Source organism: Paenibacillus sp. JT31N17, assembly GCF_056269255.1.
Window position 1 is genome coordinate 810,913 of sequence record NZ_JBWDNP010000002.1, and the last position, 21,081, is coordinate 831,993.

General features: G+C 52.5%; 21 protein-coding genes. 15 read left to right on the top strand and 6 right to left on the bottom strand.

The annotated features are described in order from the left end of the window. Window positions 1–118: 118 nt before the first annotated feature. Window positions 119–706, bottom strand: a complete 588-nt coding sequence (locus AC0YOB_RS11060; RefSeq protein ID WP_475792886.1) for a TetR/AcrR family transcriptional regulator — start codon at window positions 704–706, stop codon at window positions 119–121. A gap of 307 nt (window positions 707–1,013) precedes the next feature. Here AC0YOB_RS11060 and AC0YOB_RS11065 point away from each other — a divergent pair, with 307 nt between their 5' ends. The 8 genes from AC0YOB_RS11065 to AC0YOB_RS11100 all read left to right on the top strand — a co-directional run bounded on the left by AC0YOB_RS11065 (window position 1,014) and on the right by AC0YOB_RS11100 (window position 10,644). Continuing rightward, the gene (locus tag AC0YOB_RS11065) at window positions 1,014–1,766 is read left to right on the top strand and encodes a 3-oxoacyl-ACP reductase family protein (protein WP_475792887.1); all 753 of its coding nucleotides are present in this window, start codon (window positions 1,014–1,016) and stop codon (window positions 1,764–1,766) included. A 349-nt stretch (window positions 1,767–2,115) separates the two neighbouring features. Beyond that, complete coding sequence (locus AC0YOB_RS11070; protein WP_475792888.1) at window positions 2,116–3,252, top strand: DNA sulfur modification protein DndB; 1,137 nt, start codon at window positions 2,116–2,118, stop codon at window positions 3,250–3,252. Continuing rightward, window positions 3,252–4,409: a DNA sulfur modification protein DndB gene (locus tag AC0YOB_RS11075; protein WP_475765096.1), complete on the top strand. Its 1,158-nt coding sequence runs from the start codon at window positions 3,252–3,254 to the stop codon at window positions 4,407–4,409. The genes AC0YOB_RS11070 and AC0YOB_RS11075 overlap by 1 nt, the downstream gene beginning before the upstream one ends. Before the next feature lie 59 nt (window positions 4,410–4,468). Beyond that, window positions 4,469–5,032, top strand: a complete 564-nt coding sequence (locus tag AC0YOB_RS11080) for an FAD-dependent oxidoreductase (RefSeq protein ID WP_475765098.1) — start codon at window positions 4,469–4,471, stop codon at window positions 5,030–5,032. Between the two features lie 257 nt (window positions 5,033–5,289). Beyond that, window positions 5,290–6,435 carry a metallophosphoesterase gene (locus AC0YOB_RS11085; protein ID WP_475792889.1) on the top strand — a complete coding sequence of 382 codons (1,146 nt, stop codon included), beginning with the start codon at window positions 5,290–5,292 and terminating at the stop codon, window positions 6,433–6,435. A gap of 256 nt (window positions 6,436–6,691) precedes the next feature. Next, window positions 6,692–8,959 (top strand): alpha/beta hydrolase family protein, encoded by a 2,268-nt coding sequence (locus tag AC0YOB_RS11090; RefSeq protein WP_475792890.1) that lies wholly within the window; start codon window positions 6,692–6,694, stop codon window positions 8,957–8,959. A 178-nt stretch (window positions 8,960–9,137) separates the two neighbouring features. After that, window positions 9,138–9,458, top strand: a complete 321-nt coding sequence (locus AC0YOB_RS11095) for a UxaA family hydrolase (RefSeq protein WP_475792891.1) — start codon at window positions 9,138–9,140, stop codon at window positions 9,456–9,458. Window position 9,459: 1 nt separating this feature from the next. After that, window positions 9,460–10,644, top strand: coding sequence for a UxaA family hydrolase (locus AC0YOB_RS11100; RefSeq protein WP_475792892.1), 1,185 nt, complete (start codon window positions 9,460–9,462; stop codon window positions 10,642–10,644). A gap of 80 nt (window positions 10,645–10,724) precedes the next feature. Here AC0YOB_RS11100 and AC0YOB_RS11105 read toward each other — a convergent pair whose 3' ends face one another. Genes AC0YOB_RS11105 through AC0YOB_RS11120 form a run of 4 tightly spaced genes read right to left on the bottom strand, consistent with a single transcriptional unit; the run spans window position 10,725 to window position 14,843 of the window. After that, entirely contained in the window at window positions 10,725–11,831 is a 1,107-nt protein-coding gene (locus tag AC0YOB_RS11105) for a GerAB/ArcD/ProY family transporter (RefSeq protein WP_475792893.1), read from the bottom strand. A 5-nt stretch (window positions 11,832–11,836) separates the two neighbouring features. Then, a complete protein-coding gene (locus tag AC0YOB_RS11110) occupies window positions 11,837–12,082 on the bottom strand; it encodes a hypothetical protein (RefSeq protein ID WP_475792894.1) in 246 nt (81 codons plus the stop codon). 17 nt (window positions 12,083–12,099) lie between these two features. Continuing rightward, window positions 12,100–13,335 carry a Ger(x)C family spore germination protein gene (locus AC0YOB_RS11115; RefSeq protein ID WP_475792895.1) on the bottom strand — a complete coding sequence of 412 codons (1,236 nt, stop codon included), beginning with the start codon at window positions 13,333–13,335 and terminating at the stop codon, window positions 12,100–12,102. A 47-nt stretch (window positions 13,336–13,382) separates the two neighbouring features. After that, window positions 13,383–14,843 (bottom strand): spore germination protein, encoded by a 1,461-nt coding sequence (locus AC0YOB_RS11120; RefSeq protein ID WP_475792896.1) that lies wholly within the window; start codon window positions 14,841–14,843, stop codon window positions 13,383–13,385. Window positions 14,844–15,082: 239 nt separating this feature from the next. Here AC0YOB_RS11120 and AC0YOB_RS11125 point away from each other — a divergent pair, with 239 nt between their 5' ends. The 4 genes from AC0YOB_RS11125 (at window position 15,083) to AC0YOB_RS11140 (ending at window position 18,899) form a co-directional block, all read left to right on the top strand. After that, window positions 15,083–17,269: an alpha-galactosidase gene (locus AC0YOB_RS11125; protein WP_475792897.1), complete on the top strand. Its 2,187-nt coding sequence runs from the start codon at window positions 15,083–15,085 to the stop codon at window positions 17,267–17,269. Between the two features lie 169 nt (window positions 17,270–17,438). Further along, window positions 17,439–17,798, top strand: a complete 360-nt coding sequence (locus AC0YOB_RS11130; protein WP_210037595.1) for a phage holin family protein — start codon at window positions 17,439–17,441, stop codon at window positions 17,796–17,798. A 217-nt stretch (window positions 17,799–18,015) separates the two neighbouring features. Further along, on the top strand, window positions 18,016–18,393 hold the full coding sequence (locus tag AC0YOB_RS11135; protein WP_379112747.1) for a YhjD family protein: 378 nt from the start codon (window positions 18,016–18,018) through the stop codon (window positions 18,391–18,393). A gap of 125 nt (window positions 18,394–18,518) precedes the next feature. Continuing rightward, window positions 18,519–18,899, top strand: coding sequence for a cupredoxin domain-containing protein (locus tag AC0YOB_RS11140; protein WP_210037597.1), 381 nt, complete (start codon window positions 18,519–18,521; stop codon window positions 18,897–18,899). 137 nt (window positions 18,900–19,036) lie between these two features. Here AC0YOB_RS11140 and AC0YOB_RS11145 read toward each other — a convergent pair whose 3' ends face one another. Then, a complete protein-coding gene (locus tag AC0YOB_RS11145; RefSeq protein ID WP_475792898.1) occupies window positions 19,037–19,288 on the bottom strand; it encodes a hypothetical protein in 252 nt (83 codons plus the stop codon). A 119-nt stretch (window positions 19,289–19,407) separates the two neighbouring features. Between AC0YOB_RS11145 and AC0YOB_RS11150 the strand changes: the two genes are divergently transcribed. The 3 genes from AC0YOB_RS11150 (at window position 19,408) to AC0YOB_RS11160 (ending at window position 21,040) form a co-directional block, all read left to right on the top strand. Beyond that, window positions 19,408–19,695, top strand: coding sequence for a Dabb family protein (locus AC0YOB_RS11150; RefSeq protein ID WP_475789947.1), 288 nt, complete (start codon window positions 19,408–19,410; stop codon window positions 19,693–19,695). 85 nt (window positions 19,696–19,780) lie between these two features. Continuing rightward, a complete protein-coding gene (locus AC0YOB_RS11155; RefSeq protein ID WP_475792899.1) occupies window positions 19,781–20,206 on the top strand; it encodes a DUF86 domain-containing protein in 426 nt (141 codons plus the stop codon). A 168-nt stretch (window positions 20,207–20,374) separates the two neighbouring features. Next, the gene (locus AC0YOB_RS11160; protein ID WP_379112744.1) at window positions 20,375–21,040 is read left to right on the top strand and encodes a helix-turn-helix transcriptional regulator; all 666 of its coding nucleotides are present in this window, start codon (window positions 20,375–20,377) and stop codon (window positions 21,038–21,040) included. Window positions 21,041–21,081: the final 41 nt, after the last annotated feature.

Below are 21,081 nucleotides of genomic sequence, written 5' to 3' on the forward strand. Positions count from 1 at the left end.
TAGGGCGGAAACGAAACATACATCATATCCAACATAAAAGCGGGACGTGGCTTAAATAGCCTCACGTCCCGCTTTTATTTGATTTCTTTTCTTCAAATGACGGTGGCTGAATCCGGTTTCAGGATGGCCAAGCCTGCAGCGCCGTATCAATCACCTCTTGCAATTCCTTACGGCTTGCGCCGTCAGCAGCTTGAATGGACATTCCTTCGGCGATCGTTGAAATGAACCGTGCAAGAGCGGCCGGATTGGAATGGGCGGGCAAATCCCCGCTTGCCTTGGCCTGCTCGAAACGTTGCCGCAGCGCGATCCCGGATGCCTTCCGGCGTGTAATGAGCTCCTGTCGTATAGGTTCAGCTTCCTCTCCGCATGAAAGAGCGCCTTGTATAGTGAGGCATCCCGGTGGAGTGGCAGGATCAGTGACCGTGTCGGCTGTCGCGCTCAAAAGCCGTTCGGCAACGGCACGGGCGGTTGATTCGTGAAGAGCAGCGCCTGTGACGGTTGGCGGACCTTCGTAATAAAGATCAAGTACTTTGCGGAACAGCTCTTCCTTGCTGCCAAAAGTTGTATAAAGGCTTGAACGGTTAATATTCATAGCCTCCGTAAGATCCGACAGCGACGTGCCCTCATAGCCTTTCTGCCAGAACAGTCTTAGCGCGCTTTCCAGAGCAATATCAATGTCGAAAGCACGCGGGCGTCCTCCTGCCATACTGATTACTCCCTTTCAACCGCTGTTTGTTTTCCCGAAAACATATATTGTCATAATATTGAACTGTTCGGTTTATAAATATGACATAAATATAACGAATAGGGATATGAATTGTCAAGTATCTGCGCGGCGGAGCCGTATTATTTATGGGAAATGTCCTGGCAGGCCTTTAAATTCAAGATTTTCGGCTTGTCATGATATAACATTTGAAATTTGGAAATGAGCTCTTGACAGCAGTTGATCTTTTGCGATACATTAGCGGTGCAGTAATGAACCGAACGTTCCAAAACAAAAAGGAGATGGCAATATGACTCAATCAGCAAAACCCTTATCAGGAAAAACGGCTTTGATAACAGGAGGATCCAGAAGTATAGGAGCGGCAATCGTGAAACGACTCGCAGGCGATGGAGCAGCAGTGGCTTTCACTTATGTAAACGCGCAGAATAAAGCGGATGAGCTGGTCAAGGAAATTGAAGCTTCCGGCGGCCGCGCTTTGGCGGTTCGGGCAGATAGCGCGGATGTGGAGGCCGTTCAAGGAGCAGTTGCAGAAACCGTCAAAGCTTTTGGCGGAATAGATATTCTCGTTAACAATGCGGGAATTGCCAACCTGAAGCCCTATGATCAATTCTCTATTGAAGAGTTCGATAAAATGGTCGCTGTTAACTTCCGGGCTATATTCGTTGCTGTCCAAGCCGCCGGCCCCCTAATGGGCGCAGGAGGACGCATAATCAATATTGGGAGCATCAACGCCGACAGCAACCCTTTCCCTGGTAACAGTCTTTATACTGCGACGAAAGCGGCCGCAGCCGGATTGACCCGCGGTCTTGCCCGTGATCTCGCCGCAGCCGGCATCACAGTAAATATTGTTCAGCCAGGGCCGACGGATACGGACATGAATCCGGCTGACGGACCTTATGCGCCGATCGTAAACGGCATGATTTCTCTGGGCCGATACGGTCATGACTTCGAAATTGCCAGTATGGTGGCCTACCTTGCGTCGGCGGAAGCCAGCTTTGTAACCGGCGCAACAATCAATGTGGACGGCGGCGTTGTTATCTAAATTGAAAGGGAGACGGGAGATGGCCGGATCATCGGAAACGAAGGCAAAATTAATGCCTGAGATCGCCATTGCCGGGCGGAAGCCGATGCGCTGCTTCATCGCTTGCTGGAAAATGCACGGTTGATCAAAAAAATAATCCGGGATAAAGTTTTCTGTTTTTTCCCGGCACAAAGAACCGTGCTTCCAACGAAGCACGGTTCTTTGTTTTATCCGGCAAAAAAGGGCTCGGACGCTTCTTTTTACAGGCGTATCCTGAATATACTATAATACGAAAGAATCCGAAAGACGACATTGCGAAGTTTACAATACTACTATATTCTGTATGTAATACGAAATATGGAGGTTAATTATGGAACCGGTACAATCCCTATCCGAGCTGTTTTCAACTGGAATTCCTGGTACTTATGTTGAAGTGCCCGGAAATATGGCGCGCACATTCGGTCAAACAACTTTGTCAACCACGCTGCCAATGAGCAAACTGTTTACAATTTATGAAATCGACCTTGAAGTGCAGCGCCAGCTGATCCCCAAAAATGTATCCAGGCTTGTGGATTATATTCTGCTTTATCTGGATCATGGGCAAAATATTTATTTTCCAGGCATCATACTATCCGCCAGAGGCGCTGGCAAATACGATCCGAACCGAAGCTCCTATGACCTGCAATCAGTAGAGAAATGCTACGTCGTCGACGGGCAGCATCGCCTGGCCGCATTCCGTCGTGTTATGGAAACGCTTCAGGGCAATATGGCAAGAGCCAAGGACAGACGTGAATATGACCGGGTGGCTGAACTTACGGAAAAGCTGCGGAAACTGTACGATTTCCCCATGTCCGTCATGATTTATCTCGATATTAATTCCAGGCAGGAACGCCAGCTGTTCTCCGATATCAACAAGCTGCCGCGCAAGATCGGCGGGAATCTGGCATCGCTGCGCGATCAACGGCGATTCTATCACATCATGGCCACGCGTCTTGTGCAGGAATATCCGGTGATGAATCAGCTTCCGACCGATACATACTCTGAACGGGGCAAGGGACCGGAGTATTTGTTCGCTTATTCGCTCGTTATCGAATTATTGATTGCCCTCTTCGAGGGACGGCTCAAATCGGCCGCAAGAAACAACGGCTATCACTACACCGAGGTGTCGCTGAACGAGCATCTGGAGCAGGCCAATTATTATTTTGAGACCATGCTCCGTTATTTGCCCGCTCCCGACCGTAAGGAGCTGTGCTGGTCGGAGAATGTGCAAATTGCGCTTGCGCTGTTCCTCAACGAGGAAGCGTTCAAGACGCTGCAGTTCAACAAATATTCGCTCGCGCATGCCATGAAGATCCTGCCCCATATCGATTGGAGCCTGATCTACAAGGATGAGGAGAAGGACCGCCTGCCAAGACGGAGCCGGATTATGAAGGCCTATCAATATATTCGGGATTTCTACGATAAAGAAAACCTGTTTCTCATTTCGGATAAGGAGGAGATCGGTTAATGGACGGTTTACGCTTAAATATGACGATTCATCCTTATTGCGACCGCTTCGGGCTGGCAACAGTCTCGCTGCGGATCCATGATTTGCTGAACTATACGGCTATCGATCCTATGGTGCAGCGGAAGCTGAGCGGCATGCAGCGCCGCAAAATCGCCAACTATCTGCAGGAGCGCGAGCTGGATCATGTGTTCTTTGGTCCTGTTACGCTTTCCCTGCGCGATGTGGGCGCCCTTGCCAGAGCGGAGGACCATCTTGTGCTGCTGCATGGCTCCAAGCTCAGCATTCTGGACGGCCAGCACCGGATTCTGGCGCTCGGCTACACGAATGAGCAGCTGATCAAGGAAAACCGCAGATGGGAGAAGGAAGTCGCGAAGCTCAAGCTGAAATGCCGCCGCTCTCCGGAGGATCCGCAGGCGAAGGAAGAGCTGGAGCAGGCCGAGGGGCTGCTTGAGCAGATGGAGGCCAGAAGGCTGGATCTGCTGGAGAGCGAGCTTTCCGTACAGCTGTATGTAGGTCTGGGGGAAGAGGAAGAGAAGCAGCTGTTCGGGGATATCAACTCCAAGGTACAGCTGGTGAGCAAGGAGCTCGGGCACTCATATGACGGCAGTGATCCGCTTAATCTGGTGCTGCAGCAGGTGGCCGACAACAACGAACTGCTGAAGACGGTTGGTATCGAGCGCCGCAACAATCTGACCGCCTACAACAAGAATTTCACCTGCTTCAGCTGGTTGTACTCGGTGGCGACCCTGCTGTATACGGGCAAAATGAATCCAACCTATGAATTGGCGCGCCGAATCCGCAAGGACCCGGCCACTCATGTGGAAATTCTTCATCAATTCTTTAACGGAGTTCTGCCTCATATGCCGGAGCAGCCTGGAATGGCTCATTATATATCCTCCAGCCGGATCGTACAGGAGTCGCTGGCGCTGTATGCCCATGACTTCCTGTACAAGGAAGACGGCAAATATAATCCGGGATGGTCAGACTGCCTGGATGTGCTCAGCCAGGTGGATTGGACGCATGATAATCCGGAATTGTCCGAGCGATTCGGGAAGCTGGACAACGGCAAGCTGAATATGGTTCATGAGAAATCGATGCGCAAGCATATTCAAGTCATCGAATATTTGAAGGAATTGGAAGGCGCAGTTGTAAACTAGCAAATGCAAGCGGTATGATGGGGTTTGTAAGCCTACTAATTTGAGGAGGTTTTGGACTTATGGTGGATATTGCAATTATCGGGGCCGGCCCGGCAGGCGGCAGCGCTGCGCTGTTTGCAGCAAAAGCGGGGAAAAAGACGCTTTTGATCGACAGCGATCAAAGCATTACGAAGAAAGCCTGGATCGAGAATCATTACGGCGTTCCGGAAATCAAAGGCGTCGATCTTGTTGAAGTCGGCATCAAACAGGCGCAAAAATTCGGCGCCGAGCTTATTAGGGCCAAAGTAACCCATGTACAGCAATCAGAGGATGGCTTTCAAATTACAACCGAGAATGAAACCTATCAGGCGAAAGTGGTCATTGTGGCATCCGGGCTGCTGCTCGATCTGGCAGAAACGATAGGCCTGCAGACCAAACCGGGAACGGAGCCGAGAGTGAAGGCTGTATTCGATGTTGACGCTTCGGGCAGGACGAATGTGGAAGGCATCTGGGCGGCAGGCGCCTGTGCAGGTGTGAGCCTGCATACGATCATTACGGCAGGCGACGGCGCCAAGGTTGCGATCAATGTGATCAGCGAGCTGAACGGCGAGCGTTATGTCGATCATGATGTATTGAAGGCGTAAAAGCAATCAGACGAAAAGATGAAGCAGGATGGCCGCGTGACAGCGGCTCTCCTGCTTTTTTTGCTGCCTGACGGCACGGTGCCGGGCGTGTGCTCGTTCGGATAACGGTTCGTAGTGCACAGAACCGGGCGCTGATATACTCGCGCCACCGGTTCGTGCGGGGGAGTTAGCTGATTACTCTTAATCCGGTTATAATAGAGAGATGTGGTTGAATGGCAGATAAGCAGAAGCGGAGTGAAGGTATGAGAGTTTTTCGGATGATAGGCACAATAGCTGCGGTGCTTGGTATTTTTGTAGGCTTGCAATGGTATATTGGCTGGAATGGATCGGTATTTCTGTCTGCCCTGACGGATAGCTATTCGGGCGCTCTCTATTGGACATGCTTTTGGATTATCGCGTTATCCTATATTATTTCCAGACTGCTGGAGAGAGTCATTCCCGGTCCCCTCCCGAGGGGCTTGAAATGGATCGGCTCCTATTGGTTTGCGGTGTTCGAATATAGCGTCATATTGCTGCCGCTGGCTGATCTGGCCGTCTGGGCGCTGCGCAGCGCTTCCGTTTCCCGGGATACGGCGGTACTTTCTGCGGGCGCGGTCTATTTTGTGATTCTGATTGCTATTCTTGCGCGAGGCTCCTGGAACGCGTGGAATCCTGTTGTCCGGCAATATTCAGTCGTCGTGAACAAACAGGCTGGCGACCTCAAACAGCTTCGCATTGCGGCTGCTTCCGACCTGCACCTCGGAACGATTGTGGGAACACGTTATCTGAAGCTGCTGGTGGAGCGCATCAATCAGCTGAACCCGGATATTGTGCTGCTTCCGGGCGATGTCATCGACGATGACGTTGAGCCCTTCCGGCGGCTTGATCTTGGAAGTGTCATGAAGGGTTTCAAATCCCGCTACGGCACCTACGCAGTGCTGGGCAATCATGAATATATCGGGGGCAAAAAAGAAGAGTTTATTGCCCTTATGGATAAAGCGGGCATTCCCGTACTGACGGATCAAACGCTCAAAATCGCCGACAGCTTCTATCTGGTCGGGCGCAAGGATAAAGCGGCGCAAAGCGTCAGAACCGGCCGGAGCGGCCGCCTTCCCATCAAGGAGCTGATTGCGGAGCTGGATCACTCTCTTCCCTTGATCCTGCTGGATCATCAGCCCTCCTCAATAGGCGAGGCCGCGGATAGCGGCATTGACGTGTCGCTGCACGGCCATACGCACCGTGGACAAATGGCTCCGAATCATTTGCTTACCCGGAGGATATTTGAGCTGGATTGGGGTTATCTGCAGAAAGGCAGGCTCCATGCCATTGTAAGCTCCGGTTATGGAACCTGGGGGCCGCCCATCCGGATCGGAAGCCGTTCGGAAATATTGGACATCACCATTTCCTTCGAGCCGCTTGCCTAAAGGTCCGGTGAAAAATCCGGCTGCGCTTGCGTCAAACATCTTCCGGTACTCGCAAGTGTTACAAGTGAGCTGGCAGCTTGTCACTTGCCGGAGAGCCGTTGTACCCTGCTCCGCTAGTTAATCACCGGAATTGTCAAGAGTTCTCTGCTTATGCAGCAACATAGTGTTGGCTGCATGGATGGATGCCTTCTATAATGAATAAGAGAACCGACAGCTCCACCATAACGCGCAAGCTTTCAGGGAGTGCATTTCAAAAATGGAGATGGAATTACGGCCCGTTCGCCGAAGCTCTACGTTTATCGAATGGCTGCTTAATCGCATATACAGCATGTTTGACTATGATACCCGCTTTTGGCGGTATTCACTGATCGGCCCGTGGATCGCCTGCTCCGTCATGCTGATTATCGCGGCGCTGGGAATGCCGACAGGGCTGGGAACCGCTTTTGATACGTCGGCAATTTTCCTGCTTGGTACGATCGGCATGGCGCTTGGCGCTGTATTGATCGCATTTATGCTTACGCTATGTTATTTGCCTGTGCCGCGTTTTTATACGGGAGCGCTGCTGGTCGCAGGAATTGCGATTTATCTGATCTGGTATTTTGCCGACGAAGGAATTCTGTTATCGGTTATCCTCTCCGCAATTTTGACAGCGGCCGGGCTGATAGCGGGAATTCTGGTCGGGCTGCTTGCCAGCTACCGGATCAGGCCGCTGCCGAAGCTGGCATCTCTCTTGGCGGCGGGGATTCTCTGCGTGGCGGTCGCGTATTGGCCGTGGCAGGAACAGACGGCCGTGCCGGCTTTTGCCCAGGATGTCCCTGTTGACGCTTATCCCGTGGATGTCCTGCAGGCGGATGACCCCGCCAGTCCCGGGCCCTTCAGCTTCACCAGCTTTACGTACGGCAGCGGCGAGGACCGTCACCGCGATGAGTTTGGCGGGTCGGTGGATCTGACTTCGCAATCCGTCGATGCTTCGTCTTATATTAAATACTGGCCTTGGCTGCGTTCCTTCTTCTGGGGCTTTGACGAGCATGCGCTGCCTCTTAATGGAAGAGTCTGGATGCCGGAGGGCAGCGGCCCTTTTCCACTGGTGCTTATAGTTCACGGCAATCATCTGATGGAGCAGTTTTCCGACGAAGGTTATGCCTATTTGGGCGAATTGCTGGCCAGCCGGGGATTTATTGCCGTCTCTGTAGATGAGAACTTCCTTAATTACTCCGTGTGGGCCAATATCCCGAATCAGGATATGAAGGTAAGGGCTTGGGTTCTGCTTCAGCATCTCCAGCAGCTCTCCGCTTTCAACGATCAGGCAGGCAGCCCTTTTTACAATAAGGTTGATCTGCAGAATGTTGCGCTGATCGGCCACTCCAGGGGAGGGCAGGCCGTAGCGATGGCAGCGGACCGCTCCAGGTGGTTTGCTTCCGATGCAAGCCTGAAACGGCTTGGTGACATCAGGATTCAAGCGGTTATCGGCATTGCGCCAACGGACAAAACCGTCGACAAGCAGCTGGCTGCACTTAAGGATACCTATTATTTGACGCTTCAGGGAGCCAATGACGGCGATGTTGATACGTATACCGGGGAACGGCAGTATATCCGTTCCACCTTCTCCCCGGGATCGGATCGCTTCAAGGCAGCTCTTTACATTGCCCAGGCCAACCACAGCCGCTTTAACACGGAGTGGGGCACGATGGACGACAGTCTGCCCGGCGGCTTATTGTTAACTCAGGAGGGCATGATGGCGGCCACCGACCAGCAGCAGATCGCCAAGGTGTATGTGTCTGCTTTGCTGGAGGTTGCCCTCCACGGCAATACGCATTACAAGGAGCTGTTTGCCGATTATCGCACAGGCAGCGGCTGGCTGCCGGAGGGCCGATATACGAGCCGTTTCGAAGACGGAAGCTTCCGGGAGCTGGCCCGTTTCGACGACGATGCCGACAAATCGACCTATAAGAACGGGGTAACCGTTCAGGTGGATGGTCTGCAATGGTCGGAGGCGGCTGCGAAGGACCGCGACGGCTACAACAAGGGCACCAAAGGATCGGTGCTGGAATGGAAGCAGCAGCAGGGAGGCTCTTATACGCTGAAGCTGGACCCGTCAATCGGCGAGAAGCTTGCAGCTGATGGGGAGGCGAGTTTTGTATTCTCCATGTCCAATCTGGAGCAGGACCTGCTCTCTGATGGGGAGTCGGCGGGCGGCTCTTTACCTTCCATCGATATCCGGCTCAAGAGCCGGAACGGCGTACAGGTCCGCTTGCCGCTTGACCGCTTCCTTCCGGTAACCTGGCAGCCGAAGACGATATTCACGATCGCCTCGTGGCTTGAGGATGGGGCCAAGGATGGCAAATACAAGGATGCCATGCAGCCTGTCTTCCAGACCTACAGACTGCAGCTCAGTCAATTTCAGGCGGAGAATCCGCAGTTCGATCCCGGAAGCTTGTCGGAGATCACATTCTTTCTGTCAGGCAGTCAAGGTAAAATCATGCTGGACGACATCGGCGTGGATAAGCCGGCGTTCGCTTCCTAGCTCTCATCCTGGGACTCTGCCAGTAATTTTATCCGGCAGGGTCCTGATTGCCTGATGTCAAACCACGGTCAATAAGGTATACTGTAAAGCATATATAACTCTATCGGAGCTGTAATTGACAGCGCTTAACCTTGGCTGTTACTTAAGGTTATCGATAACTCTAACAGAGGTGAATGCAGTGGCAGGAGCTATTCAAGCAGGCGCCGACGCGCTTGTCGTCGACGCCAAGGATGATGTTGCAACCGCTTTACGGGAAATTCAATCAGGGGAAATTATCTCTTACCGCTCCGGAGAGATTGTGGAGCAGGTGGAGGCGCTTGATCCGATTCCTTTTGGCCATAAGCTGGCGATCCGGCCGGTAGCGGCAGCCGGGCATGTGCGCAAATACGGGGAAGTCATCGGTCAGGCGACCGTCAATATCGAGGTTGGCCGTCATGTTCATGTCCATAATGTCGAGGGCATCCGGGGACGCGGCGACCAAGCGGGAGGAGAATCTTAAAATGAGCACAACAACAGCGGCTTTAACGACCATTCAGGGTTATCTGCGTCCTAACGGTGAATACGGCATCCGCAATCATATCCTTGTCATCCCGACTGTAATTTGCGCGAACCAGGTATCGAACCGCGTCACCCAGCTTGTCCCCGAAACCGTCGCCATTCCCCATCAGCATGGCTGCAGCCAGATCGGGGCGGATAAGGACCGCACGTTCGCAACGCTCGCCGGCACCGGCAAGAATCCGAATGTGGGCGCCGTTCTGATTATCAGTCTGGGCTGCGAAGTGGTAGATCCTTATGCTCTTGCCGAGGATATTCGTACGTCCACGGGGAAGCGTGTTGAAGTGATTGAGATCCAGGAAGCAGGCGGATCCATTAAAGCTATTCAGCGGGGCGTTGAGATCGCCCGCGAGCTGCGCAGCGAGCTGGATCAGCTGCAGCCGGTGCCGATTCCTGCAAGCAAGCTGCGGATCGGGGTCAAATGCGGCGGCTCCGATGCCACCTCCGGCATGGCCTCCAACCCTGCGCTTGGCGCTGCTTCGGATATTTTGATCGAGCAGGGCGGCACAGTCGTGATCAGCGAAACTACGGAAATCATCGGCGCCGAGCATGTGCTTGCCGCACGCTGCGCTACGCCGGAAGTGGCAGACCAGCTGTACGCTTTCGTAGGACGCTTCGAGCGCGAGGTAGAGCGGATGGGCGCAGATATGCGCGGCGGCAATCCAAGTCCGGGCAATATTGCCGGCGGGTTGACGACCATTGAAGAAAAGTCGCTCGGCTGCATCAGCAAATGCGGAACGGCTCCGCTCAAGGGAGCCTTTGAATACGCGGATCCGATTCCGGGAACCGGGCTTTATTTTATGGACTCGCCGGGCAATGACATTGAGTGCGTATCGGGTATGGCTGCGAGCGGTGTCCATCTCGTCTGTTTTACGACAGGCAGAGGTACCCCTACCGGCGCAGCCGTAATCCCTGTCATTAAAATCACCGGCAACAAAAAAATGTTCGAGCGGATGTCCGACAATATGGATATTGACGTCAGTCAAATTCTGGACGGCACCACAGGAGTCAACCAGGCCGGCGAATGGATATGGAATGAAATCGTTGAGGTGGCGAACGGCAAATTAACAAAAGCGGAAATTCTCGGCCATCAGGAGTTCAGCATCAACCGGATTGGGCCAAGTTTATAAGCTAAATCGTTGCAGCACCATCCTCTTCGATTGGGGTTGGAGCTTTTTATAGGCATCCAATTTAACCGGTCACCGCCCCCTTACGGGAGTGTGGAGGCCGGTTTTTTCTTGCGCCGGATCAGCGCAATGAAGAATACGAGCAGCAGCGGCACAGCTCCGCACAACATGCCCCACATCGGATGAATAACGGTCACCTCGTAGTTCCATTTGGCCTCTCCGCCCTCAATGGCCGTCATGGAGATGAGAGCCATCAGCAGCGCCATGGGATAGACAAGCATCTTGTCCTTTTTGAGTCCCAGCAGATGGATGCAGGTCTGATGCGCGGTGAAGAGCAGGATCGTTGTTTTCATAAAGGAAGCGACAATGAGCGAATAACCGATCAGGGCTTCAATCCGCTGAAAAACATCCAGAATGCTCACCGAGCGCGCGACCTCGAACAGCGAATATTTGCGTTCCCCTGCAATGGGGCCGAACACGAGGATCGTGGTAAGCGTAGTTACGATGAGCGACAGCGCGGTAAGCCCTATAGCGGCAAGCATTTTGAGTATATACCCCGGTCTGGGGCCGGCGACGAAGGGCAGGATCATGGAGAAGACTACAACCTCGACAAAAGGAAAACCGAAGGAATAGTAGATCCCGTGAAGCAGCGGCTTGACGCCGTCAGGTAAAATCGGCAGCAGGTGGTTAAAGTCGAAATTCGTAATCGACATCAGCACAATGAGGGAAACGAAGAACATGACGTTGACAATGAGGATCGGGAACAACCCGGTTATTTTATCGATTCCGGCGTCAACCGTCACGGCAACAACCAGGAAAATGAGAAATATAAACCAGTAGGACGGTGTCGACCGCATCATCGAGCTTTTTAGGAACATCGCAATATCCAGAACGATGGCGGCTCCCATATGAATTTGGTAATAAAGAAATGCGAGGCCAAGCAGGAAGGCGACAGGGGCTCCAACGGTCTCTTTGCTGTATTCGATGAAATTTTTCTCCGGAAACGTCCGGGCCAGCCACAAGACAGGCAGTATCAGGATCATGCCCATGGCTGCTGAGATAGAGAGGCTAATCCATGACGAATTGCCGGCAAAGCTTATGAGCGGCGCGGGAATATTGATGATCGCTGAACTGGTGAGATAGATAAATAGAAAGATCACCGCCTGGAACGGCGTTATTTTCACCTGCATTCTGCTCATCCTTTCGTTTTAAGCCACTTCATTATCGTATTGCCTGCCCTGCCGAAAAGCGCATTCGCCGAATCATAATAGGTGAGCCAGTGGAGATTTCCTTGAATGACAATCGTGTGGTAAGCAATAACCAGCAGGAGCAGGCCGTAAATGAACTTTATCCGGGCCGGCCTCGGGCCCTCCCGCCGTCCTGCACGCCAGTCGCACCCTGCCATGATGACGATCCAAATCACTACAATAACCGTTACCATAGAGGCTCACCTGCCTGTTATTCTTGCTGCGGCTCGTCTTCGAGCAGCGGTTTGCCTGTTGTTGTTCCATGTGTAACCATGAGGGTATGCGTATCAATCGTGAACGTTACACCGGCAAATCTGTTTGGCCAATCAGGCTTCCACTTCTTCCATAAAGCCGGATGATGCCGGTTGATTTGATTGCCGATCCCAAGCAAATCCACTTTCATCGCTACGATATGATTCAGAGTGTTCTCCATCTGCTGTTTGATCTGATCCGCAATCCGCTTCTCGAAGGCGGTTTCTTCAGCATCATTGGATATGGTGGAGCATGAGAGCTCGATCGCCGCTACTTTCGCATCCGCGTGAAGGTTTACATGGATTTGATCGCCTTTGAGTTTGACGGTCTTCTGTACTTTATAGCTGACTACCTCCACCGATTCGTCAATCCCTGAAGAATTACCGGCGGACTTGTCCGGACAAGGCAGCTCGATACTGCCGCTTTTGTATTTATTGGTAAGCATGAGAAGCCCTTCGCTATAGTAGCCATTCAACAGGCCGACCATCAGTCCTTTTCTGAGAACAGCAATGCCGGTAATGCGGGGGTCCTTGCCGGTTTCATCCGTACTTGTCTCCAGAAAGGGAAGTGTGGCATTGCCCGTTGCGCCTCTGACCTGGAGAGCTAATTTAAGCAGATTGGATTCCACGGATTTGCCGCTGTTTTGGCTGGCTTGCTCTTCGCTCAAGTAATACTGCTGGCTGACCGTATTCTCGATCAGGGGACGCTTGGAGAAATAGTTAAAGGTCGGTCCGCGGGTGACTATGACGGAGCAAGTCAGACGGGATTCATGATCCCTGTAGAACATTTCCAGCAGCTTGGCTACGGGGATTTTGCGGACCAGCGTATCGCTGATCAGAATGACCCGCATATGGCTGAACTGCGCTTTTCTCCCCAGGTGATTGGTTACATCCCGGATGGCTTCCATAACGGAGTCATCGGTTGTTCTCACATTAATATACGGCTGCCCGACGCTGCCTTTGGTCGCGATGCTTTGCGAGGGCTTATAAATTTGAAAAGTCAGCAGCAGCTTCCCGGCTTCGGATTCGTCAATGCCGACTCCCATCACGAATGCCCGTTCGGGAAGCTCCGAGCGGTCTCCGCAGCCGGACAGGGCTGTAACGAACAGGATGGCCGCTGCCATCATTCCAATCAGCTTCAGCGTATAAGAGACCGTTTTTTGCGGCAGCAGCGCACTCACCTCTTTCTTGTCCATGAAGCCGCAGGAGGTCGGCCTGTTATTGCAGGAAAGGAAAGCTTTCCTTACGTTGGCGGCTTCGTATGCTTCATCAAGGTTTTTAGCGGTTGGCGGTAAATAATATCGCGCATCTGTCCCGGTATCCATGGCGCAAGCGGAGTCATATACGGGATGCCAAGCGATTTCAACCGGATCAGATGGTTCCATACCAGCAGGAAGCCAATCATAATTCCGAACCCTCCGAGTATGGCGGCTAGCAGCATCAGCGGGAGCTGCAGCAGACGGAGTGAAATGGCGAAGTTGTACTGCGGCAGCGAGAACGAAGCGATCCCGGTAAGCGCTGTAACCACGACCATAATCGGGGAGGCGATACCTGCGTTGATAGCCGCTTCTCCGACAACGAGCGCTCCGACAATACTGACAGCAGAGCCGACCGGCCTTGGCAGACGGATGCCCGCCTCGCGCAGCAGCTCGAATATAAACATCATAATAATCGCTTCGGCGAATGCCGGGAACGGGATTCCTTCGCGTGAATCGATAATAGCCAGCAGCAGTACGGTAGGGATGAGCTCTGTGTGAAACGTCGAAATTGCGATGTACACGCTCGGAAGTCCCAGGGCAATGAGAAAGGAAAACAGACGCAGCAGCCTGATGGAATTCGCGATGGCCGTCCGCTGGTAATAATCCTCGCTGGATTGAAACAGCTCAAAGAACAATCCGGGACAGACCAGGACGCTGCCTGTGCCTTCCGTAAGGACAATGATTTTCCCGCTCAAAAGCGCCGCTGCCGCTACATCCGTCCGTTCTGTATAACGGAATTGAGGGAAGGGCGTCCATGTGTGATCCTCCAGAAGCTCTTCAATGTATGAGGTCTCCAATACGTCGCCATTCGGGAGCTGGGCAAGCCTTTTTTTAAATTCCTTGAGCACATTCGGATCAACGGCGTCTTCCATATAACCGTAAGCAATGACGGTATGCGCCTGGCCTCCGGTGGGAAGATAGTTGAATTTAACCTTGGGATTCCGGATGCGCAAGCGGATCATCCCGATGTTTTTCCTGAGATTCTCAACGGTTGACTCCCTTGGACCCTGCACCACCGGTTCCGTAACCGGTTCTGTCACCTGCCGTCTGTCCAAATCAGGGGTACGGTAGCTGATCACCTTGTTCCAGCCGTCGATGAACACCATCGCACAGCCGCTGAGCAGCAGTGATTCCACTTGCGCGAAGTCCTTGATAATGAGCGCGGATTCTGAAGAAGCGACATGCTCGCTGAAATATTGTTCAATCATTTCCAGCGTAACTTCCGTGCCGGGACCTACCGTATGAGGGACAAGATCCTGCAGCGTCTGCTTGAAATAATTCATGACTTTCTCGGAAGTAAGTGTGTTGAAATAAATGGATACAGCACGATATTCCATGTGAGGGCCATACTTCCAGGGGGCTATCATCAAGTCATTGCAATCCTTGAATACATTTTGAATATAAGCCAGGTTATTTTCAATTCGGGCAGAAATGGAAACCGGCATTACAATGGACCCTCCCCTGCATTCGCTTTTCCTTACGATTCCCATGGAAGACCATTCCTTATTCATTTCCCGGGCAAACCTGCAGCCGCGGTAAAGATAATCGCCCAAGGTGGATATGCTATTAACCTACATTCATCCATATCGCGGCTAAATGCGTCCATACTCAGCCATAAAGCGCGCGCCTATACTTATATCGTGCGGCCAGGCTGCAGGTTTTAAAAATAGGAGGACGGGCAACCATGACGATTCGTTTCGATGAAGAACACCAGCTTTTCCATTTGCAAACTCCATCCATGAGTTATATTTTTCAAGCATTGAAAGGTTATCCGACCCAGCTTTACTGGGGACGCAAAATAAAACAAGCCCATCCTGGGCGGCTGCTGGAGCGCGTGGAGCGGGCATCCTTCAGCTCCAACCCGATCCGGGAAGACCGTACGATTTCACTGGATACGCTTCCTCATGAATATCCGGGCTACGGCACGAGCGATACGCGTACGCCGGCCTATGAGGTGCTGCTGTCCAGCGGTGCAAGCGCGACGGAGCTTCATTATGTGACCCACCGGATAGAAGCCGGCAAACCTAAGCTTGAGAATCTGCCTGCCGTGTATGCGGAGAACGATCAGGAAGCGCAAACCTTGATTGTCGAGCTGGCCGATGAGCTGGCGGGCTTGAAGGTGGAGCTGTCCTATACGGTATTTGAGAAATTCGACGCCATCATCCGTTCTTCAAGGATTATGAATATCAGCTCTGAAGCGATCAGCCTGCAGCGTGCGCTCAGTGCCAGCGTCGACCTGCCGCATGACCGCTATGATATGCTGCAGCTGTCAGGCGCCTGGACGCGTGAGCGCTACATTCACCGCCGCTCTTTAGTGCCGGGCACGCAATCAGTCGAGAGCCGCCGTGGCTCCAGCAGCCATATGCACAATCCGTTCTTTGCGCTTCTCTCCAAGGATGCCGCCGAGGATCAGGGCGAGGTGTACGGCTTCAGTCTGGTCTACAGCGGAAGCTTTGTCGGCGGGGTGGAGGTGGACCAGTTCCATACCGCCCGTGCCTATTTGGGAATTAATCCTTTTGATTTCTCCTGGCTGCTTGAGCCTGGAGAAGCGTTTCAGACGCCGGAAGCGGTTATGGTCTTCTCTGCGGAAGGTCTGGGAACCATGTCCCGAACCTATCATGAGCTCTACCGCACGAAGCTGTGCCGAGGGGCATACCGCGACGCGGCCAGGCCGATTCTGGTCAACAACTGGGAAGCCACTTACTTTAACTTCAATGCCGATAAGATTGAAGCCATCGCCAAAGCGGGAAGCGAGCTTGGCATCGAGCTCCTGGTGCTGGACGATGGCTGGTTCGGACGCCGCGACAGCGACAACAGCTCGCTCGGCGACTGGGTGGTCGATAACAAGAAGCTGCCTGCCGGACTAGCCGATCTGGCAGAGCGGGTGCGCAGCCAGGGCCTGCAGTTCGGCCTCTGGTTCGAGCCGGAGATGGTCTCGCCGGATTCCGATCTGTACCGCGCCCATCCGGACTGGTGTCTTCATGTCGCGGGCAGACGCCGTTCGGAAGCAAGAAGCCAGCTTATTCTGGACCTCTCCAGATCGGATGTGCAGGATTACATCGTTCAGTCCGTGAGCGATATTTTGCAAAGCGCTCCGATCACCTATGTAAAATGGGACATGAACCGCAATATGACAGAAATCGGATCGGCGCTGCTTCCGGCCGACCGCCAGCGCGAGACCGCGCACCGTTATATGCTGGGTCTCTACAGCGTTCTCGAAAGAATCACTACGGCTTTCCCCGATATTCTGTTTGAGAGCTGCTCCGGCGGGGGAGGACGCTTCGATCCGGGAATGCTTTATTACATGCCGCAAACATGGACAAGCGATAATTCGGATGCCATCAGCCGTTTGAAGATTCAATACGGCACCAGCATCGTCTATCCCGTCAGCTCGATGGGAGCCCATGTGTCCGCTGTGCCCAACCATCAGGTGGGACGCAATACGCCGCTGAAAACCCGGGGAGATGTGGCGATGTCCGGGAATTTCGGCTACGAGCTTGATCTGACGCTGTTTGACGATGCCGAGAAGACCGAAGTGAAAGGGCAGATTGCCCTGGTCAAGGAGATCCGCGAGCTGACTCAATTCGGTTTGTTTTACAGGCTGCTCAGTCCTTTCGAGGGCAATGAGACGGCATGGATGTTTGTGTCCGAAGATCAATCCGAAGCACTGGCTGTCCATGTCACAGAGCTCAATGAACCCAATGCCCGCCTGGACCGGCTGCGGCTGAAGGGGCTTGATCCGGACCGCACTTATGAATGGATCGGGAAGGACGAGTTTATCGGCGGCGATGAGCTGATGCATGCCGGTATTGTCAAACCGCAGGCAAAGCATGATTATGCCAGCGTCGTCTACCGCTTCAGAGCGGTATAACGCGGCAAAGTCGGTCATGCGTTTTGGGATTCTAGTAAATATGTGTTTGTCCCGGGCAATTGCAACGGACAACCTTAACCGCTCCCGCATATGGTGTTAGTGACATGACATCATTGTGGGGGAGTGGTAAGCTTTGCAGCAGCTCGTTATATGTTCAGCATGTGCGGTTATGGGTTCTACCCTGATGTTTGCTTATGGCATATGGCCGGAATCGCTTTCCTTGCTGCTCGTGGCCATGGGTGTTGATTATTTGACCGGTGTTACCGCGGCGTTGATGGAGAAGAAGGGACTGAGCAGTCTGGTGGGGTCCTGGGGTCTCGCCAGGAAAGGCATCATGCTGCTGGTCATTCTGCTTGCTCACCGCATTGATATTCTGCTTGAGCTTGATAATATCGCAATGGGCGGCGCCATTTACTTCTATCTGGCCAATGAGCTGATTTCCATCACCGAGAACCTGGGCAGAATCGGTGTGCCGATGCCGGAGCGTTTGCGCGATCTCATCCAGGTGCTGAAGAACAAAAAAGATTAAAACCGTATAACTAATCCTTCTCATGGCCAGCCTTATAGGGCTGGCTTTTTTTGACCTTATATAATGGATAAGTTTCATGCCTCTATGTGTAAGCCGCCAGAGGGAGGCGATAGCCGGTTCTTCTTACGTTGTTATCTCCTCCTTGCATAAGCGGCGCTCCTGAGCTATAATGGGAACAAATGTTCTTGTTTAATGGGATTGAGATATGGAGGGGTCCATGATGGCCATCGATATGAGCTCGCAGCCGCCCGTTCAAATCGGCAAGGAGCTTGAATTAGTCAAACGTTATATTCTGCTTGGCATTCTGATGCTTATTCTCGATCATGATATTCGCGTCGTCGGCTCCGCGGCGACGAAGCTGCCCAGAGTGTACGAGTCGATGCTGCGCGGGCTGCAGGATCGTGTCATGCTGGAGCTGGCGGCTCTGCGCCGGCAATTTCGCGAAAGCGGGATTCACATCTATGAGGAGAAGCGGGGAGACGGCGGAATCACGACCAAATATATCTGCCAGGGTTATCATCATGAATTTTCGCTCCGCTGGACATTTATCCGTGCCGAGACGGAGCGCCTTTTAAAGACGTACATGGTCAAATAACGTTCATCGTTTTGTCAAAAAACAAAAAAATTTTATCCCTTTATGCAGTTTAAGGTTGAGAATAACGGACGATCTTAGGTAATATAGGGAGTAGACATTCTGATGACGAAGGGGAGCAAGGAGCAATGAAGTGGATTATGTTTATCATTTTCGCAGCAGCCTCACTTTTAGGCGTTTTTTTGCTGACAACCCAGCTTCCGGACAAACCTGTAGATGAAGCGGCCTCTCTGCCGCCTGGCACATCGCTCTTGAAGGTGGAAGCATCCAGTGATTTCGTTTATGACCAGAAAGAATACCATGTGAAAACAGGCGATAAAGTGATCCTGAAGCTTGTCAACAAAAGCGGGGTGCACGGATTGGCGATTCCCGAGCTGAATATTGACCTGCAGGGTGATAAATTGGAGCAAGAAGTTACGTTTGACAAACCCGGCACTTATGAATTGCACTGCTCCGTCATGTGCGGCGTAGGACATGCAGATATGAAATCCGTTATTATCGTGGGATAAACGGAAAAAAGGAGCCTCCAGGGCTCCTTTTTTTTGATAAGATAAGCAATTTTGATTCCCATACCTTGCCTATCCTTCGAGGGGAAAACTTGCCTTGCCGCCGACAAATATGCCAGTCTTCTTGAATTCACGTTTGTTCAGGTTTGGCTCCGGCGTCTGTCCCGTGCGATCATCCAATCGCAGAGCAGACCGATCAAGGCCCAGCTGATAATGGTCAGGATATACATGAAAATCACATTCAGCTGATGAATGTCCATGAACATGTCGGCGAACCAGCCCGGGACGCTGAACATGAAGAACACCATGTTATGGGGATCATAACCCGTATAGTTATAAAGGCATAAACCAATGCCAATCAAGGTTGCTACGGTCGTAACCGGATAACGCACAGATAATCAGCCCCTTTTTGCAAAAGAATTGCCGATGGACGGCAGCTTAGGTTATTATGTGACAAAAGGGGTTTCATCATGCGGTACATAACCCGTAATAAAAAAGGAGAGGTTTTGTCATGATTACGCATATTGTATTTTTCAAATTGAAGGACCGTTCGCCGGAAAGCATTGCCCGCACGGTACAGGTGCTCAAAGATATGGAGGGCAAAATCGATGAGCTTCGGTCCATTGAAGTCGGCACCGATGTGCTGCATTCCGAGCGCTCCTATGACATTGCCCTGGTTACAAAAGTGGATTCCATGGAAGCGCTCGCGGCGTATCAGGTGCATCCCGTACATAAAAAAGTCATCGAGCATATTAGCGAAGTCAGGGAATCATCGGTGAGCGTAGACTACGAGAGCTAAATCATTCGTATGGGAGCTTGCAGCCCGGGATGGAAATAACTATTTTGGCAACAACAAATGCAAAACAGGGCAGGGGCATGATAGCATGTACTATGTGAATCAGGAACAGATATCGGCCAGGCTGGACGTCATTCCGGAGCTTGTGGATGCGCTCGGCATGATTGCCGAGGGCTGGGATGGCGGACTGCTCGGCGGGCTTGCGCAGGAGCGGGCGCTGCATTTGGCCATTGAGACAGTTACCGATATTGGGAGCTGTCTGATTGATGGATTCATTATGCGCGATGCCAGCAGCTATGAGGATATCATCGATATTATTGCGGGCGAGGGCGTATTCCCGGAGGCTATCCATGGGACTCTGCTGGAGCTGGTTCGGCTGCGCAAGCCGCTGGTGCAGGATTATTACGAGTGGGACAGAGCTCAGCTGCATCCGCTGTCGATTATCCTTCCGGGTATTCTGCAGCAATTTCAAACCGCTGTACAAACTTATCTGGCGAAGGAATTGGGCGCATAAATACAGGAATTCACGGCATCGACAGGGAGCATGGACCCTGCCGGTGCTTTTTTTAATGACCGATATAGGTCCCGCGATTTACGAAAGGTTAAAAGTACGATACAATGACGCTATCTAACGTGCGGAAATTGCAGCAAGAACCGTGCGGCGCGCAAGGTGGTGGTTAAGGTGGAACAGGATGGCGAATATTTTGCACAGCAGGAGCTGCCTGCCCGGCATGAGGGATCGACGCGCCAAACCGTCCTCCTGCTGCTGAAGACGAAGGGGCAGATGAAGGCCGGTGATCTGGCGAAGCACCTTCAAATTACAGAGATGGCCGTCAGGCGCCACTTGAGCACACTGGAACGGGACGGACTTATTAAGCTTTCTATTGTAAGACAGGCAATGGGTAGGCCTTCCCACATCTATCGATTGACCGAGCAGGCGGAGCATCTGTTTCCCAAGAATTATCATGTGCTGGCGATGGATCTGCTCCAGGAGCTGGAGGACGACCCGGATACTGCCGCTTTGGTAGACCGTTTGTTCGAAGGACGCAAGCGCAAGCTGATCGAGCGTTATGCGCTGCGTATGGAAGGCAAGAGCCTGCCTGAGAAGGTGACCGAGCTTGCGGCGATTCAGAATGACGGCGGTTATATGGTACAGCTTGAGCAGGATCAGGAAGGCTTCGTGCTGCATGAATATAATTGCCCCATTGCCCAGGTGGCAAGCCGTTACCAGCAGGCCTGCCAATGCGAGCTGGCACTGTTCAGGCAGCTGCTGGACACGGATGTGGAAAGAACGGAATGCCTGGCCAAAGGCGGGAGCAAATGCAGCTACCGGATTTCCGGAGGCTGACACGGCAAGCCCGCTGGTGAACCGGGAGAATTTGCGGGGCA